This window comes from Paenibacillus sp. FSL P2-0121 (assembly GCF_037975345.1).
Classification (GTDB): Bacteria; Bacillota; Bacilli; order Paenibacillales; family Paenibacillaceae; genus Paenibacillus_AQ; species Paenibacillus_AQ odorifer.
The window spans coordinates 2764406-2781514 of the sequence record NZ_CP150245.1 but is presented as its reverse complement, the minus strand read 5'-3'; the positions used below and the strand labels follow the sequence as shown (position 1 = coordinate 2781514).

13 protein-coding genes are annotated in these 17109 nt (G+C 44.8%); 1 reads left to right on the top strand and 12 read right to left on the bottom strand.

The window, feature by feature from the left end:
* Positions 1-146: 146 nt before the first annotated feature.
* The 7 genes from MKY54_RS12100 to MKY54_RS12070 form a co-directional block, all read right to left on the bottom strand.
* Entirely contained in the window at positions 147-1040 is an 894-nt protein-coding gene (locus MKY54_RS12100) for a hypothetical protein (protein WP_339190594.1), read from the bottom strand.
* Positions 1041-1060: 20 nt separating this feature from the next.
* On the bottom strand, positions 1061-1981 hold the full coding sequence (cysK, locus tag MKY54_RS12095) for a cysteine synthase A (RefSeq protein ID WP_036683481.1): 921 nt from the start codon (positions 1979-1981) through the stop codon (positions 1061-1063).
* Between the two features lie 147 nt (positions 1982-2128).
* Positions 2129-6031 carry a discoidin domain-containing protein gene (locus MKY54_RS12090; protein WP_339190593.1) on the bottom strand — a complete coding sequence of 1301 codons (3903 nt, stop codon included), beginning with the start codon at positions 6029-6031 and terminating at the stop codon, positions 2129-2131.
* A 266-nt stretch (positions 6032-6297) separates the two neighbouring features.
* A complete protein-coding gene (locus MKY54_RS12085; RefSeq protein ID WP_339190592.1) occupies positions 6298-7992 on the bottom strand; it encodes a methyl-accepting chemotaxis protein in 1695 nt (564 codons plus the stop codon).
* Between the two features lie 161 nt (positions 7993-8153).
* Positions 8154-8852 carry a cyclic nucleotide-binding domain-containing protein gene (locus MKY54_RS12080; protein WP_036683474.1) on the bottom strand — a complete coding sequence of 233 codons (699 nt, stop codon included), beginning with the start codon at positions 8850-8852 and terminating at the stop codon, positions 8154-8156.
* Positions 8853-8946: 94 nt separating this feature from the next.
* Entirely contained in the window at positions 8947-9471 is a 525-nt protein-coding gene (locus MKY54_RS12075; protein WP_076130648.1) for a hypothetical protein, read from the bottom strand.
* Positions 9472-9495: 24 nt separating this feature from the next.
* Positions 9496-11019 carry a DUF4173 domain-containing protein gene (locus MKY54_RS12070; RefSeq protein ID WP_339190591.1) on the bottom strand — a complete coding sequence of 508 codons (1524 nt, stop codon included), beginning with the start codon at positions 11017-11019 and terminating at the stop codon, positions 9496-9498.
* Between the two features lie 112 nt (positions 11020-11131).
* On the opposite strand from MKY54_RS12070, the gene MKY54_RS12065 reads away from it, so the two are divergent.
* Positions 11132-12823: an ABC transporter substrate-binding protein gene (locus MKY54_RS12065; RefSeq protein WP_339190589.1), complete on the top strand. Its 1692-nt coding sequence runs from the start codon at positions 11132-11134 to the stop codon at positions 12821-12823.
* 68 nt (positions 12824-12891) lie between these two features.
* Here the strand turns inward: MKY54_RS12065 and MKY54_RS12060 are convergent, their stop codons facing one another.
* From MKY54_RS12060 to MKY54_RS12040, 5 genes are all read right to left on the bottom strand, one after another.
* A complete protein-coding gene (locus MKY54_RS12060; RefSeq protein ID WP_339190587.1) occupies positions 12892-14883 on the bottom strand; it encodes a CotH kinase family protein in 1992 nt (663 codons plus the stop codon).
* Between the two features lie 88 nt (positions 14884-14971).
* Positions 14972-15463 (bottom strand): DinB family protein, encoded by a 492-nt coding sequence (locus tag MKY54_RS12055; RefSeq protein WP_339191174.1) that lies wholly within the window; start codon positions 15461-15463, stop codon positions 14972-14974.
* A gap of 31 nt (positions 15464-15494) precedes the next feature.
* Positions 15495-15938, bottom strand: a complete 444-nt coding sequence (locus MKY54_RS12050) for a GNAT family N-acetyltransferase (protein ID WP_339190585.1) — start codon at positions 15936-15938, stop codon at positions 15495-15497.
* Positions 15939-15964: 26 nt separating this feature from the next.
* Positions 15965-16510: a histidine phosphatase family protein gene (locus MKY54_RS12045; protein WP_076187345.1), complete on the bottom strand. Its 546-nt coding sequence runs from the start codon at positions 16508-16510 to the stop codon at positions 15965-15967.
* 46 nt (positions 16511-16556) lie between these two features.
* A complete protein-coding gene (locus MKY54_RS12040) occupies positions 16557-17102 on the bottom strand; it encodes an AAA family ATPase (protein ID WP_076303026.1) in 546 nt (181 codons plus the stop codon).
* Between the last annotated feature and the right edge of the window lie 7 nt (positions 17103-17109).

The following is a 17109-nucleotide window of genomic DNA, read 5'->3' as shown; positions in this document are numbered from 1 at the left end:
TTTAAAGTTCTTATTGTTACAAATTTAAGTATTTTAAAAAAATAATGCTATCCTTCATAATATTATAAGCAATATATAGTGAAAATTTATACTTTCTTATATTGTAGCAAAAAAAAGATACATCCTTCGATGTATCTGCATCCCAGTTATAGTGGTGATGTGTAGCGTCCGTATTGAATGTCCATTTCTTTAAAAACATTTCCCTCTTTTTTCAGGAAAAATGTGTTTACGCCTTCCGCTCCCCACCACTCCATACCGAGTAATGGACCTTCAGCAGTTTCCGCCGCAAAAAGAATAGAGAACATCTCAGGTATCACTTCCCCTCCATCATCCACTCTCCAGACGGAAAATTCATCGCCTTGAATGACAGCCGGATAATCCATAAAGGTAAGCCCGGCCTTATCTTCCAGCACGAGACTAAATAACATCTCCTGATCCTGTCTAATGAATTGAACGAGATACAGCTGCCGATCACCAGACAGGTCAGCAAGTTTCCAAATGTGCTCTACTTCACGATTTTTCGCAGAAACAATATTCTGCCGCACACTTTCTGCAACATTTAGCGAGGCTTGCTTAACCTCTGTAGGCTTAACAGAGATTAGCGCATTCGCATTAAACTCTGCCTGATCCGTCAGGTAATAGGTCTCATCAGGGGTCGCATTCCCCTCTTCAACCGTATAAAGATACCCTGGCAGATTCATAAAATTGTGAGCCATCTCCCGGCCATTACTGTTCTCCGTACCCTCCTGCCATTTATTCAATTTCACTTTTAGCACTTGCCCATGATCGCCGATCGCTTCATTCAATTGTTGCATTTGCGCATCCAGCCCTTTTTCCTGCCCGGTGACTAAGATGCTCTTGCCAGACTCATCTGCAAAACCAAAATTCGCCTTCAGCTTTTCAGCTTCCAGATAAGCTGCTGGCTGCTGCATGCTTGCCGTTGGCGTTGGCTCTACACTTGGAGAAGGGGTTGGCTTGTTAGAGCCTGAGCAGCCCGCCAGCAGTAGAACAATAAGGAAACTCACACTGAGCTTATTCATTCCCATTCCTCCAGACGAAACTAAAATATTCCCATACTAAGATACCGTTCCCCTGTGTCAGGTGCAATGCAAAGCACGCGTTTGCCAGCCCCAAGACGACGTGCTTCCTGCAACGCCGCCCATACAGTGGCACCACCGGATGGACCCAGCAGAATTCCTTCTTTTGCAGCCAGCGTTCTTACCGTCTCCAAGGCAGCTTCATCCGCAACTTGAACGATGTCATCGTAGACCTGTGTATTCAAAATGGCGGGTACGAAGCCCGGACTCGTTCCTACCAGCTTATGTGGTCCTGGCTTTCCTCCAGATAATACGGGCGAGCCTTGCGGCTCAACCACAAGAACCCGGATATCAGGTAGATGCTCACGCAAAACCTCACCGGTTCCAGTTATCGTGCCCCCAGTTCCTGATGAAGCAACAAACACGTCCAGCTTACCTTCCATTTGCTCCAGGATTTCCAGAGCGGTCGTTGTCCGGTGAATATCCGGGTTGGCTTTGTTCTCGAATTGCTGTGGAATAAAACTGTTCTCCACTTCTTTTCCCAGCTCAATCGCTTTTGCTATAGCTCCCGGCATCCGTTCTGCTGCGGGCGTCAGCACAACATCCGCACCATAAGCCTTTAGAATATTGATTCGTTCCTTGGTCATATTATCAGGCATGACAAGAATCGCTTTATACCCTTTTGCCGCGGCATTCATCGCTAAGCCTATCCCTGTATTTCCACTAGTCGGCTCAATGATCGTCCCGCCCGGCTTCAGCAAACCTGCTAGCTCGGCTTGCAGGATTAGATTATAAGCTGCCCGGTCTTTTACACTGCCACTTGGATTAAAAAGCTCCAGCTTCACGTATAGTTCTGCATCTTGGGGGCTAGTCAGCCGATTTAATCTTACAACCGGTGTATTCCCAATCAGCTCTGTTATATTGTTAACCACTAAGGATGTCATTTTAGAGCCTCCTTCATTTCTGTACCTTCCATTATTGTAACGTGAGCAGCACCTCCTGTCGATTCAGAACCTTAGTTTCTGCAACCTGAAAACAACCGCCCCCCACGAAAGCGGGAGACGGCTGTTCAGTACTGGCAGCATTTATTTTTAAGGATTAACGTTAATCGTAAAAGTAGACGTATTATTTTTAATATTCGTTACCGTGTTGGTAATCTTCAGATTGTTAAAGGTGGCTGACCCTCTGGCAGGACCTTGCCCAGCCTCAGCCGCTTCATTTACCCAGATGCCCACTCCGGATTTGCTGTCAAAAGCATCTCCACTCTTTTGCGCACCGGAAATTGTGACATTCGTGAAGAGGGTATCTGTCACTGGGAATTGCGGCGTGGAGCCGACATAGTTGGTCTGGAACATGATGCCATGATAGGTTGGATCAATGATATCCACATCACTGACACGAATGCCTTGGAATACCTTAGAGGCTGAGAATACCCAGATTGCCGGGAAGGTCTGTGCCCCCCAGAAATGTCCACCTGCACGAACAATGGAAATATTCTCAAAATTCGTTGTCGGTGAAGCGCCAAAGCCGTTCATTGGATACCCGAAGTCAAGTGAGCTGATCGTAATTCCAGAATAGCAAAGCGTGTCGGCAATATAAATGTTGCGGAAGGTATTGGCATATCCGCCATAGACGGCTACACCTGCTGCCCGCCAGGTTAAGATTGAAGTGAGATTCTCATAAATATTATCCTTCATATCTGCACCACCGGAATCAATAGCCGAAAACAATGCAAAGCTATCATCCCCTGTTGCCCGTGCCTCAATATTGGATACGAGATTATTCGTGCTGCCATTCGTCATATTGATGCCGTCAGCGAAGATGTTGCGGATACGGGAGTTTTTGATCACCATGTAATCCGTATTAGCTCCCCAATACATACACACCTGATGTTCGGTCCAGATGTTATCGATCGTAATATTTGCCACATTGGAGAAATCAAATACTTTACCCGGGCCATCAATACGTGATGTGTAGTTCCCAAAGTAAGCAAAATTCGCAAAAGTAGAGCCGTTAGCGGTATCGCTTGCCCGGAAACCGATATCCGTATTCTCCTGATTCGTTGGAGCGTAAAATCTCGTATACCATGGGCCCGCACCAATGATCTTCACTGCTTTTCCATAGACCTGAAATTTACTGGAGGTCTGATAGTTACCGGCTGGTAAATACACACCTACGAGATTTCCGGTCGTATCCATGCGTACTTTATCTAGCGCATTTTGCACATCCTGATGTGTAAAGCCGGCTGGGACCGTATATTTGGCCGGATCTGGATTGGTAATCGGTGATACCTGCTCCAAACTGATGAAATCAATGGCATACTGCGAGGTATTTGCCACATCCTTTTGCAGTCGAATCGTACTACCTTTCGGAATCGTGCTGTCGAACATAATGTTAGCTTCATCATAAATATGCCGCGGAGAACCCGCGCTTGGTGAATTGCCGGGACTTATCTCTGAACCGTACAGCCATGCATATTTAGAGGTCAGATTAATCGCCTTGGTATAAACTCCGTTCACATAGATGTTCAGTGTAGCATTCGTACCGTCTCCACTCGCCGAATCTGGAATGGAGAAGCGGGTGACCAGTGTATTAGTGTCAGCCTTAGTAGTGAATTCTACATAACTGCCTGTAGTATTCAGTGTGACTGCTCTTCTGCCTGAAGCCTCACCCGCAAGATCTCCAATGGTCCGATTAGCAGTAAGCTTCACAGCCCCGCCACCAATCACACCCTCCTCAGCCTCATACATGTCGTAAGGCATATTGGCTCCACGACCTACAAAAAGAGACTGTGTTTGAATATTATTGGCCTGTTTAACTGGCAGCTCATTAGTGTCTACGGCAATTTCCGTCTTCACAGTATATTTGCCATTAGCTGCTGTCCAAGTGCCAAGACTAACAGGAGGCGCTGTTACTCCACTGCCAATCACGCCGTTATAGGTTCCAGTTAAGGTTTGGAGTACAGCATTCGTAGTAGCATCCAGAACCTTCAAGGTTATGTTATGCGCACCCCCTGCGGATGCTGCTGTCCCTTGATTCTTGATTGCTACCGAGAAGCTGACCACATTGCCGCCTGCTGGATTGCTTGGTGTCCAGCTAACAGGGGAAGCTACTAGATCAGAACTGGATACGGGAGCAATAATAAGAGAATTTGGGCTAGTGAAGCTGTTATTGCCTTCGTTCAATTCAATAACCGTATTTTTCTCGTCAACCTTTGCAGTTAAAGTATAGGTAGCAGCATCCTTTGCGCTTATATTTAAAGTGACGTTCGTAGATGCGCCAGCCGCTAATGCCCCCACTGGGCTAGTGCCTACAAGTGTGCTGCCCAAGTAGAAATTCACATTAGTCGCTATGGAAGCTAACGTTCCAAGGTTTTTTACCGTTGCATTTAAAGTAATGGCATTGGTCTCTACTGGAGCTGAAGGTGACCATGTAAGACCGGTTATCGCCAAATCCGGATTAGCAGCTGGTGCACCCATCACTTGGAATTCAGCGATTTGTCCAGCGGTTGAACCAGTATTGGTGGTAATCTTCAACTGTACTTCACTAGCCGTGGCCGTTACCGGAATAGTGACCGTATTGCCAGTTGCCGGATTAAAAGTATACACGGTTGCTGGCACAAGACTAGTAAAGGCTGTTGTATTCTGATTATGCCCAAGCACTTGAATAGTCTGAGTACGTGTGGACCAGGCCGATGATGGATTCAGTTTGAGGACAATGGATGTAATATCGGCATTACTACCCAGGTTTACAGATAATGTATTGGGATAACTTCCTCCTGCTCCTTCCCAGTAAGAAGTTACATCACCGTCATTCGCATTTGTAGGAACAAAGGTAAAGACGGAAGAGGAAGCGTTGATGCTTTTGTTCAAAGCCAGATTGGAACCCGCCCCAGGCGTTGGTGTAACTGTTGGTGTCGGGGTCGGTGTTACCGTTGGAGTTGGTGTAGGTGTTACTGTCGGTGTTGGCGTAGGTGTTACCGTCGGTGTCGGTGTTACCGTCGGCGTTGGGGTAGGTGTTGCCGCTGGTGTCGGAGTTGCCGTCGGCGTTGGCGTAGGTGTTGTCGCAGAAGCTGGAGTGACGTTCAAATTATCTAGATTCACATTTCCATTGTCTCCTGCATCGTACTTATAAGTAATGGTGTTAGCGCCAGCATTCAGAGCCAGCGTCTCAATCTTTGTTGACCAAGTATTCCAATTGGCCAGATTCGCAAGTGAGGTTTGCTTAATTTTAGTTCCATTCACAAAAACACTAATGGTTTTTGTACTGCCTGATGCATTTGAAAATCTTAATGTAGCATCATAGTTACCAGCAGAAGCCACATTAACGATAAATGCAGTCGCAGCACCTTGATTTAGGTAACCATCAACAAATCCTGTACCTGTATAACCTGTATGATCCGTGTTAACCTTGGCACCACCGGATAATGCGGCATCCTCCGCTTCATATCCTGAGGATGGAGTTGTAGTTGTATTACCATGAACCTCAAATTCCGCTAACTGTGCTGCTGGCCAGACCGTATTGGATGTGAAATTCAGTTTAACATATCTGACATTCGCAGCTGTAAAGCTGATGGTCACTGTATTGGAATCAATCGTTGGATTAAATGTATAATTGGCGGAATCTACTAAGTTATTGTAAGTTGCATCATCTGTACTTCCTTGCACCGCTAACGTTTGAGTTCTTGTTTCCCAATTCGTTGGCAGCTTTAGCACAACCTGATTCACGCTGCTTGCTGCCCCTAAATCCACTTTAATCCATTGCGGAAAAACACCGCTTGCGCTCTCCCAATACGTTCCTTGGCTGCCGTCATTAGCATTGGCTGCTACGTATACATCACCGAAGGAGCTTGAAGTAATAGTCTTCCCTTGGGCTAAATTCCCCGCAGCTAAACTCACCGAAGGATATAACCCTAACTGACCTACAAATAATATAACAATCAAAGAATATAGTACTGCCGTCTTCCCTGTAAATCTTTTAGAAGCTGCTATCATTGAATAACCACCTTCCAAAATTTTGTGGAGCTATGCAGCAGAAAGGATGCGCTTTCAAAACAGTAGTTTTATAGACATTCGCCTCCTACATTTGAAATGATGGATTACGGATACAAGCTAACTAATAACGCTAATAATATAAGTTATAGGTAGATGGCCGTCGATGGCGATTTCTATGCTTTGTATGTGGGATATTACGTTCAACAAAAAAAGCCACAGAGAGGTCAAGGGGACTATATTGCCCCTTAACTCTCCGAAGCTTCGTGTTATACATTAAATCTAGCTACCAACCCTTGCAGTCCATGCGCCATTGTACTTAATTCACTCGCAGAGGATGCAATTTGTTCGACTGAAGCCATTTGCTCTTGTGAGGCTGCTGACACATGCTGAGTACTCGCAGCGGTTGTTTCCGAGATTTGCGTAACGTTACGAATTGACTCTACAATCTCATCCGCAGCCGCCGTAATCTCCTCCACGGCTCCAGATACTTCCTGAACCTGTTCGGCGAGTGAATCTATAGATAATCGAATCTCACCGAAGGAACGTCCCGCTTCCTCGATAATCTCCGTACCTCCCTTTACTTCACGCATGCTGCTCATCATCACCTTCATGGCATCATCTGCTTCACTTTGGATCCCAGTCGCCATTTCTGCAATTTGATTGGCGGATTCCGCGGACTGCTCTGCCAGCTTACGGACCTGATCGGCAACCACAGCGAAACCTCTACCTTGTTCACCAGCACGAGCTGCCTCAATCGTCGCATTTAGGGCCAGCATATTCGTCTGCGAAGCGATTCCTTTTATGACTCCTACAATACTGCCAATCTCCTGAGATCGATTCACAAAACCTTGGACTTGCTGTGATAAAGATTGTATGGAGTGATTAATCGATTCCATTTGCTGCCCAGCGGCCTGAAGGGATTCATCTCCTGTAATGGCAAATGCCGCAGAGCGATGGGAGGCTTCCGAAATGTCCTGGACACTGGCAGCAATTTGACCGATTCCTAGTGATATTTCTGAGATTGTAATTGTATTGGTCTGCAAATCATTCATCTGTCTGGCTGTTCCGGAAGCGACTTCACCCATAATATCCGATATTCGTTCTGTGGCGCCTGCCGTCACTCCACTATCTGACCTAAGCTTTGTAGAGGAACTCGCGAGACTATTCGCCGATAACTTCACCTGTTCAATCATCGTGCCCAGATTATCTGTCATTTTATTAAAGTTAAACGCCAGTTCACCAATCTCATCTTTAGAACGAACACTTAACTTGCGCGTAAGATCGGCATCCCCATCTGCAATTTCCTTCAACTGAGTGTTCACATCACGAAGCGGTTTAATAATCCGTCCAGAAATTAGCAGCGCAAGGATCACCGCGAGCACTACCGACAATCCGGTCACACCAAAGCTAGTAATCAAACCGTTATTACGATGCGAATTTGCCAGGCTTTGTCCATTCTCTATTTCCTCCATGAGCATGTTCTGAAACACAATCTGAGATTCAATCATAGCGTCTAATGACAGGTTCGTGAATTTCTTCTGCGCTTCCGGGAAGTTGCCTTCCTTAGCTAAGGCAAAAGCTTCCTTCAGAACGATTAAATAATCATTCCATTTGCTCTTCAGCTCAGCTACACCCTTTAACTCAGCTTCACTTAATCGGGCATTCTCCAGCTCTGTAATAGCATTTTCAATCAATGGGAGCATTTCTTCATACTGCGCCAGATAGGAATTCCGCTCATCATCTGTGTTACTCATCACATAACGAGCACCCAGCTCATCTGCGGTACGAATCTTATCCGTTAAGCCTTGAACAAGTGACAGCTTGTCCCAGTTACGATTAACCTGATCTGTCAATTGGGTAACCTTCCCCTGAAACAATGTGTTTCCGGCTATCGCCACTAGAAAGACTATGATCACAGCAGTAAATCCTAAGACTATTTTCCCACGGATACTTTTCACCATCGGTTTTCCTCATCTCTATATGTATGTAGGTCTATTTGGTACTTTTATCCTACTAGCTCTCCCTTAAGCCTCTCTGAATTTGAACTGAATGTTTGCTTAAAAAAACAAAAAGACCCCTATTTCCGGCCGAGGGCAGGAACTAATGGTCTTTTGAGATCTTTTTATTCGTATAAATTTCCGTTAGCCAGCTCTGCCAGCTTCGATTCATCCAGTACACTTAAGCGTCCACGATTTCGTGTAATGATTCCTTCATCAATAAAACGACGTACGATTCGATTAAGATGCCGATAGCTTGTGCCAAGCAATTCTGCTGTCTCAATAAGACTTGAGGTCCGAATCTCCTCCACCCGCCGGTCACCGTTTTTATCTGCGAACAAAGACATTAAATAACTGGCAAATCGATTCTCCACAGGATACAACAGGTTAAGTGCGGAGGCTTGACCGAGCGTATGCAATTTGTGACTAAGTTCTCCGACGAGAAAACGTAACAACGCTGTATTTTCCTCAAGCTCTCTCAGGAGTAGTCTTCTCCCTGCAAAAAGAATCAAGCTCTCACCCACAGACTCCACTTGATTCTTAACAGGGAACCGGTGAAGGAGCTCTACATCCCCAATCACAGATATCGGATTTGTAAACCGCACCAGCATAGATTTGCCATTTGGCAGCAAGGTCTGAATTTTGAGCTTGCCCTCAACCAATATGAACATCCCATCCAATTGATCGCCAACCAAACACAGCTTTTCTTCATCCGCGTAACGTCTCAACTCCATTTTATGCGTTACCAGCGGGCTAAATATTCCGTCCAGACCGTTCTTCACTGCCAAGGCACGGACAGCCTCACGGTCATTTATCGTCTGCATGTAGTGCCCCCTCTATTGTTTGCTCCAGTGTAATTTAGAATACCCCACAAAAAAAGGACATATGTCCTTTTTAATAAGGTTTTCCTATGACACTTTACATTACAACAGAATCCACACAATAACGAATCATATCTACCTTCTGATCCTGCAGCCAAAATTCAATACTCCGATGGTTGATTTTATCCACGTATCCGATAATCTCAGCCCCTTGCTCCCCTCTTTTATAATAAGAAGTGCCATAAGCCTTGATCACTTCGTCTGCTGAAGCTCCAATATGAATATCTCTTGCCGTACTCATCGTATGATCGGAATAGACGCTGATTAGAATGATCTTATCATCACCACGTGCTGTGGCTATTGTTGTCTCGTGACCCAGATCGTAATACTGATACCGCTCTATATCATTATTTGGCTTAGGTTCCCTAGCGATTGAATCAAGGCTTTGAAGCAGCTGAATGCCGCCCAGACTTTCCTGTTCAAGATGGGTGCTGGAAACACGCGAGTAATGATTTTGTTTGGGCGCATTGTATAAATAGATATGATAGATCCCGTAACTTAAACCTACCGTAATAAAAATGATGATAAATGACCAGCCTCTTTTAAATGGCTTCTTCCTCACTGACCTCACACCTTCTTCTTACCTTTACTGTGCAAAATATTCAGCCAGCTCACGCTGCGCCAGATATTGCGGGAAATTAAACGACTGCCATGCCTGCTCACGCTTATTGAGTTCTCTCCATTCATTCTTTAAAAAATCATCCAACATCCCATCTTCCTGTTCACTAAACTTTATCAGAGAAGGGATGACCTCCGGAGATAAACGGACCAAATAATTGGCATCCAATTTACCACTTGCCGCATAACGATCCATATTTTTATTAGCGATAATAACATCCATCCCGATATAGTTCATGACGACGTAGGAGATCAAGCCCAGCACAATATAACATTTCGCCAATGGCACACGCTGAACAGCTATCCGTAAGGCTGCAACCACCAACAATAAGCCCATAAATATCATAAATGCATGCACTAAAAACCGAGTCGTGGTATAGCCATACACCTCTTCATAAAGAGTCAGACGGGTATAGGCGGAATATAGCATAACTGTCGAGCAACCAACCAGAATGTAGAGCAGAACATTAATAAATTTTTGCAGCCCTCCACTTCTTTTTCCTTCCGACACCAAAGCCAGCAGCAAAATCACGAAATTAATCGCAGCCACCATAATCAGCTCAAAAAATCCACTACGTGCGTAATCAGCATATGAGCTGCCCTCTGGTAAAATCCCTTCCCATGCTCCAAACAAGTAAGAAAACTGTACGAAAACAAACAATACATATACCGTGTTAATGGCTATAAGAATCGTCGTCATAATTATCGGATCCATTTTAAAGCTTACAGGCGCCAGCACTGGACCATATTCCTTAGGCTGCATATTCCAGTCATAGATTTTCGAATCCACATACCCCCACACTAAGCCGAACAAGCCCATGCCCAGTAGGATAATCCACAGCACCCGCACAAAACCTTCCCCAAATGAAATCTGATCCAGCACATTCGGCAGCGCCAGCAGTACATGATGAAACACTCCGTCCGCTGAGGACAGCAGAGTAACCACAACCAGCAATATTGGAAAAGAGATCGCAAGTCCTATCAGCACTTTCCCCATAACCTGCTTACGCTCGTCCTTCATTTTACTGCCGCCAGTCCTTTTAATGATCGTAAACACAGTGCTCCAATGGCGGAAATTCTGTGGAAGCACATGCTCCAGCGTGTTCCCCACTAATCCAAGCCGGCTCCAAGCCGGCCGTTTATCACTAAGCAAATAAGTCATATGTAATAAAATCAACACCGGGATCACCAGCAGGTTCAGCCCAAAGAAGAAAAAATTATGAAAGAATAAATAGGTTAATGAAAGTAGAAAAATCGCTCCAAACCAGAAGTAACTGAATTTGTTAAGCTTGCGGATTTTAGCCTTGGCATAATAAAGCATGAACGCATAGAACAGACATACAAAGATTGGATACGATAGGCCCGCCAGCTTTCCATAAAATAAATACTGATGAACTATTGCCAGTAAGAACGCGGCAAGCAAAGCAGCAAGCGATCGATTAAGCCTAAGTCCCGTTTCCGTTTCCGTTTCCGTTTCCATTTCCTCGGTCATGGTAATTACCCCCATTTTCTTACTTTCTCATCCTTATTTTACGTGATAAAATAAGAAAAAAAAGAGAAAGAATTTATTTATAATTTCCTATTTTCCGAAAGGAACCAAAACAATGAAGCTGCATAGCCAATTTTTAAAGCTGCAATCTCATTTTGGGGGAGCCACAGAAATCTCAGTGACGATGGATGAGTTGGCATTGATTTTCGGCTGTACACACCGCAATGCCCTGCATATTGTGAATAAAATGATGTTGCAGGAATGGATCAAATGGACGCCTAAGCGTGGGCGGGGAAGCCGCTCTTTGCTGCAATTTCTTGTACCCTCCGAAGAAATTGCCCTTCAATCCATGATGCAGGCGATTAGCCGCAAAGATGTCCACAACGCTATAGAAGGTATCAAAACCCATGCCAGCTCCACCTCACTGCAGGATACACTGCAGGGTTGGCTGCTGACCTATTTTGGGCATCATTCTGAAATTCGTAGTGACAAGCAAATTGATACTCTCCGGCTGCCTATTACCCAGCAACTCCATACCTTCGATCCGCTCTATATGAATTTGCTGGCAGAGTCATTTGTTTCCAGCCATGTTTTCGACGGGTTAGTGAAACGAAGCGGTGAACGGGACAAAATTGTTCCCTGTCTGGCTCACGCCTGGGAAGTCGATGAGAGCCGGACGCTCTGGACTTTTTTTCTGCGCAAAGAGGTGTTATTCCATCATGGAAAAGTGCTGACAGCCAAGGATGTAGTCTATTCCCTGGGACGGTTGATGCAAACCTCTAAACGGACACTCTATAGCTATATTTTCAAAGAAATCCAGCGGGTCACCGCATTAAATCCATCTACCGTTCAAATTACGCTTAAGCAGCCTAATGAACTATTTCTGCCATTTTTGTGTACGAGCAGAGCCGCAATTGTACCGCGTGATTTAGAAGGAATGGATGAGCAGAGCTTTGGCCGTAGACCCGTGGGGACTGGCCCCTTTAAGGTTGTGGATATGACCCAGGACACTTGTGTGCTGGAGGTTTTTCCTTATTATTTTCAAGGACGGGCTCATTTAGATCGGGTTGAAATCCTTTATGTCCCGTGGGATACCGAAACGTCATCCTCTGATACGGGTTCTGCTTTTCACGTGATTCAGAATCCCTCATCAGCCAGTTCTTCGACCTGGAGCCGAATTCATTCGGAGTCTTCCATTCGGAAATTCGTCACCTGCAATACGCAAAAAAAGGGACCGCTAAGCGATCCCCTGCTTCGGGCAAAAATAGTCTCCTGTTTAAAAGACGATTCAGCGTCCATCGAGCAAGAAGCGATAATAGATCAAGAAATCACGTTGCAAATCTCTACGATTCCACAATATGCTGGCGATGCTGATTTTATTGCCACTAGACTAGAGCAACAAGGTTATAAATGCAATGTCATTTCCGTGTCTCCAGAGGAATTTAAAGGTCCGATTCGGCTGGAATCAGACCTGATTGTTTTCTCATTATTCCGTGACGAGGATGAACAACTTCGTTTGTTTGATCTATACCTCACACTCTCTAAGCATATTGAACCGCATACTAGAGCGGATATTGAAGGCTGGTTATATACCATCGCGCGCGAACCTAATCCGGTGGCCCGAGCGGAAAGTTTCAGTATCATCGAGAACCGTCTGATTGAAGAGCACCACCTACATATTTTGTATGAAAAACCTACTCAGACTGCTTATCTCCCTTCTGTCCGTGGAGTTAGCTTCAATAGCCAGGGTTGGGTTGATCTTCGTCATGTCTGGTTTCCGCCACTGCTCTCTAGCAGCACGAATTGATCTGCTTGAAATAAAAAATGCGGAAATCCAGAGCTTGCCCAGGATTTCCGCATTTGCGATAAAGCTAATTATAAAGCTGCTGTTTTAGTCGTAGCTGTAACTGTAGAAGTCCCTGCATCCCACTTCACATCCATATTCAATCCCTCGGAAATAAATCTTACCGGAACCAGTGTCCGATTTCCGATAATTTGCGGAGGAACGTCGAGTGTGAGTGCTTTGCCATTGATGTAAGCAGTCTTGCTGCCAATGGCCATTACGATCGTTGTATTGTCTTTTACTGCGGTGATTTTCTTAGTCGTTTGATCCATGGTTACTGTAGCACCCAGAGCATTAAAGATTGCATTCACTGGCACCAGCACCCGGCCATCCTTATTCACAGGAAGCTGATCTGCAAAGCTGACCGCTGTTCCGTTTAAAAGTACGGATATTCCCTTAGTGCCCGTCGTGTTCGGATTCGTTGTTGATGGTGTTGTAGTTACAGAGGGAAGAGGTGTGACGTTAAGCCCTAGCTGGCCTTGCAGATTAGCAAGTCTGTTCAGCGCAAAGGTCATAATCGAACCTGCTGCCATTGTCCCCATACCTTGTCCCCCGCCTCCAGCGTTACCTGTTGGAGGTGTAGGATTGCCATCAGTCGCAGTCCCTGTATTATCAGGACGTGCTGGCGGTGTCGTTCCATCCGGAGGTGTCATGCCCTCCATCCCTTCAGGAGGAGTCATGCCTTCCATCCCAGCTGGCGGAGTCATTCCTCCACTACCACCCATTTCACCTGTTGCTGAATAAGTAACATTACTTTCAAATTGTTCCATGGTATAAAATTTGGTTGGGTCTGCTTGAACGTAAGGTTTGATCAAGGTAGCCAATTCAGTAATTCTGCTCTGAATTCCTTCCAAATAATCAACCAGCTCAGATACATATTTCAGGTATTTAGTCTTATATTCAGGCACTTCCAACAGATTAGCAATCATTGGGACCTGATCTAAACTTATCCCAAGCGTTGGATTATCAATTGATGCAGTTACTGCGTTGGTATTGGCTGCAAGGGTTGTTGCCGAAGTAGAAGTTGTGCCCGCAGCAGCTGTTGTATCTGTTGTCCCTGTTCTGCCGCCTCCGCCACCAGAATACCCGTTAAAGGACATGTTCATATCCCATGGAAGTACACTGAATTTACCGGATGCATCCCCGTACAACATATAATTATGACCTTTATCCCCGTTATAGCTGTCATAGTTACCCAATACAGCATTAGCGGCAATATACTTCAGTGCCGAATCCACATCTAGCACACTTTCAATAGAACCCTTCTCACCGGCAGGCATCTCATTCAGCACCTTGATGAAGTTCTTTAACGAAGCTTTATCATCTTCTTTACCTGTATCATAAGTTATCGTTTCGTAGTCACTGCCTTCTTTGTACTGCAGATAACTTTTTTCTTCTGTATCATACAGAACACCATCGTCATAATTTTCTCCATAGGTACGTTCTAAGTAGCTGTCATCTATTGCTTCCACACCTACATAAAAACCATATAATTCTCCGTTGATATACAGATTGGTGAACACAGTCAAAGGTGCATCCACACCAACAGAACGAAGCGCTTCGTAATGTAAATATTCACGAATATACGAAGGGTCCGAGAAATTATTGTTCAGTACCATTTTATCAAGACCAAGTAACGTTTGCTTCTTATCATATTTATCAAATTTCAGCCGGAAGCTGTATCTGTCCGAGTCTGTCATACTGGCTACCGATTTTAACGTCAGATTCCCTTTAGTAGAAAATCCAACATTTTCAACAACATTCCCGTCAACTTCAACCTTAACTTTTTTGTATTCTTTTTCGAGGGGACTTGCTAATATACTTTTCCAATCCGCATCATCAATCGTTACTTTAACATCAATGATTCTGTCACCCGCGAACAGGGATTCATACGCTTTCGTTACACCTGCATCCGCCGCACTAACTACGGGCGTGTTTCCAGCAACACCAAACGCCGTTGAGACGATAGCAAGACTTAGTGTAGCTGCCATGAACTTTCTCAGCAAATTTTTCTTCTTCACCATGTGTAATCCTCCTTGAAGTACAGATTTATGTTTTCGCAGTTCAAGGAGATTGTAAAATATGAATCTGAATATACGCTGAATAGCTTGTCTATGCTTTGCCAGGTAGGCTGTTTATCAGCCCTTTGCCAATCAGATTAGCTGAAACCGGCGGTTTTCCGATCTCTCTAGCCCAGACCGATAATTGCCCGACATGATGAATCTCATGAGCAATCACATGGCGCATTACCTCACCCCAGGCATCGGTCACGATCCTGCCATCCGGAAGGTGATCCTCTAAAACCCTCTGTTCCAGACCCTCATGCCAAGCCGTTACAAAGGGTTCCACCTCTGTGTGGAATTTTGCATCCAATTCTCTTACTTGCTGCAAAGTCTTGTACTGCTCAAAATCCTCTTGGAAATCCGGCTTTCCTTGCAATACTTGAATCCAGCTCCACTCCACATCAACAATGTGAAAAAGCGTCTTAAGAATACTGCCTACACCACCTATACGTGTTGCGAGCAGCTCCTCCTCAGAAATATCTCCACACCACTCATACCATTGTTCACGGACCATCCAGTTATAATTAAAAAATGTATGCAGGTTAAAAACCTCCTAGAAAGTTGTGTGCTTTTTAATGGGAGCTTAAATGTTTTCGGTATCCCTCCACCTTTTCATCTCTATAACCTAACGATTCATAGAACACATGCGCTTCCTTCCGCTGCTCACCGGAGACTAAAATGATATAATAGCAGTCTCTTTCCCGGGCCGCTTGTTCAATGGCGTTCATAAGTTTTTTGCCAACGCCTTGACGGCGTGCCCGCACTGAAACCACCACATTCTCAATCACCATAAACGGTTTGCAGTCCCCCACTAAGTCCTGACACACGATGCCCATCAAAGACCCTAGTAACTCACCCTCTACAAAAGCACCCAATAGAATGTAGCGGTTATCCGCCTTGACCCCTTTAAATACTTCTTCAAGCTTATTAAGGTCAGACGGTTTATTCATCAGCTCTTGATATAAATTCCCCAGTTCAGAAAGGGATTCCATTTCTATTTCTTTAATAACAACCATGATTGTTCATCCTGCTTTCTTTTAAATTAACAGCCCTGCTCATACACATACAGTCCACCATTCCGTGGATGAGATATACGCTTTCCATTATAACCTCTTTGGATCAACTGCTGCGCCAACACCTTCATAAAAGCTCCATGGGTAACTACTAACACATTTGCTGATCCAAAATCGCGTTCTAAGCGCTCGATAACTGCTTGTGTGCGGAGTAATGTTGCGGTTCTACTCTCTGACTGTGAGGAATGCCCATAATACCAAGCCATCCGCCCCAGCACTAACCACATAAAATGATGCAGTTTAATTCCCTTCAGCCAAGTTGCAGCAATCTCGATTTCTCTTAACTGCTCCATATATATAATATTACCAGAGTAGATCAGATTCGCGGTATGTATGGCTCTAGGCAGATCACTACTGAGACACACATCCCAAGCTTGCTCAGAGCTTCTAAACTGCCCGAACTTTATATCAGATTGATCATATGCTTCGACCCAAGCGTTAAAATTCTCCCCAGATATTCGTCCGCGCCTCGGTTGATTGTCCACTTTAAAGTGCCTCACTAAACCTATCTTCATTGAACTACACTCCTATTTGCTTAGACATTCAGAGCCCCTTTTAAATCTATGTATCGCTTATATCCATTTGTAAATATCTCAGCACGATCTCAACGCGCTCTCCAACCGATAAATCTTCCTCTATTCGTAAAATAGGACATTCCAGTGTGGACATCCATTCCTCATGCAGCACTTTGCTCCTGACTTCAACTCCAGCAACATCATATAATGCCGCCCACTCCATAAAGGTCTGATATGCTTCGTATTTACTTCCTCCAGGCAAAATATGATCACCATATCTCTCGTACTCTCTGGCTCTTAATCTATCTAAACGAATTTCCGGTGGAAGTCCTAGAAAAATAACCAAATCGAATAATGGTCGAAGGCCATCTCCCCAGCCACATACCGCACCGCTTAAAATCCAAGGCTCCTTATGGGTCAAATCGCTTGTAAGTTTCGCTAATCGCGCATTGACCTCACGCTGCTTAGTGAATTTATGCTCCCAAAAATAGTCGTCACTGTCTAACTGTACATGTGGCAACACTTTAGCTAATGCGTAACCTAATGTACTCGTTCCTACGCCTGAGGCTCCCATAATATGAATTCTTCTCATACATTCC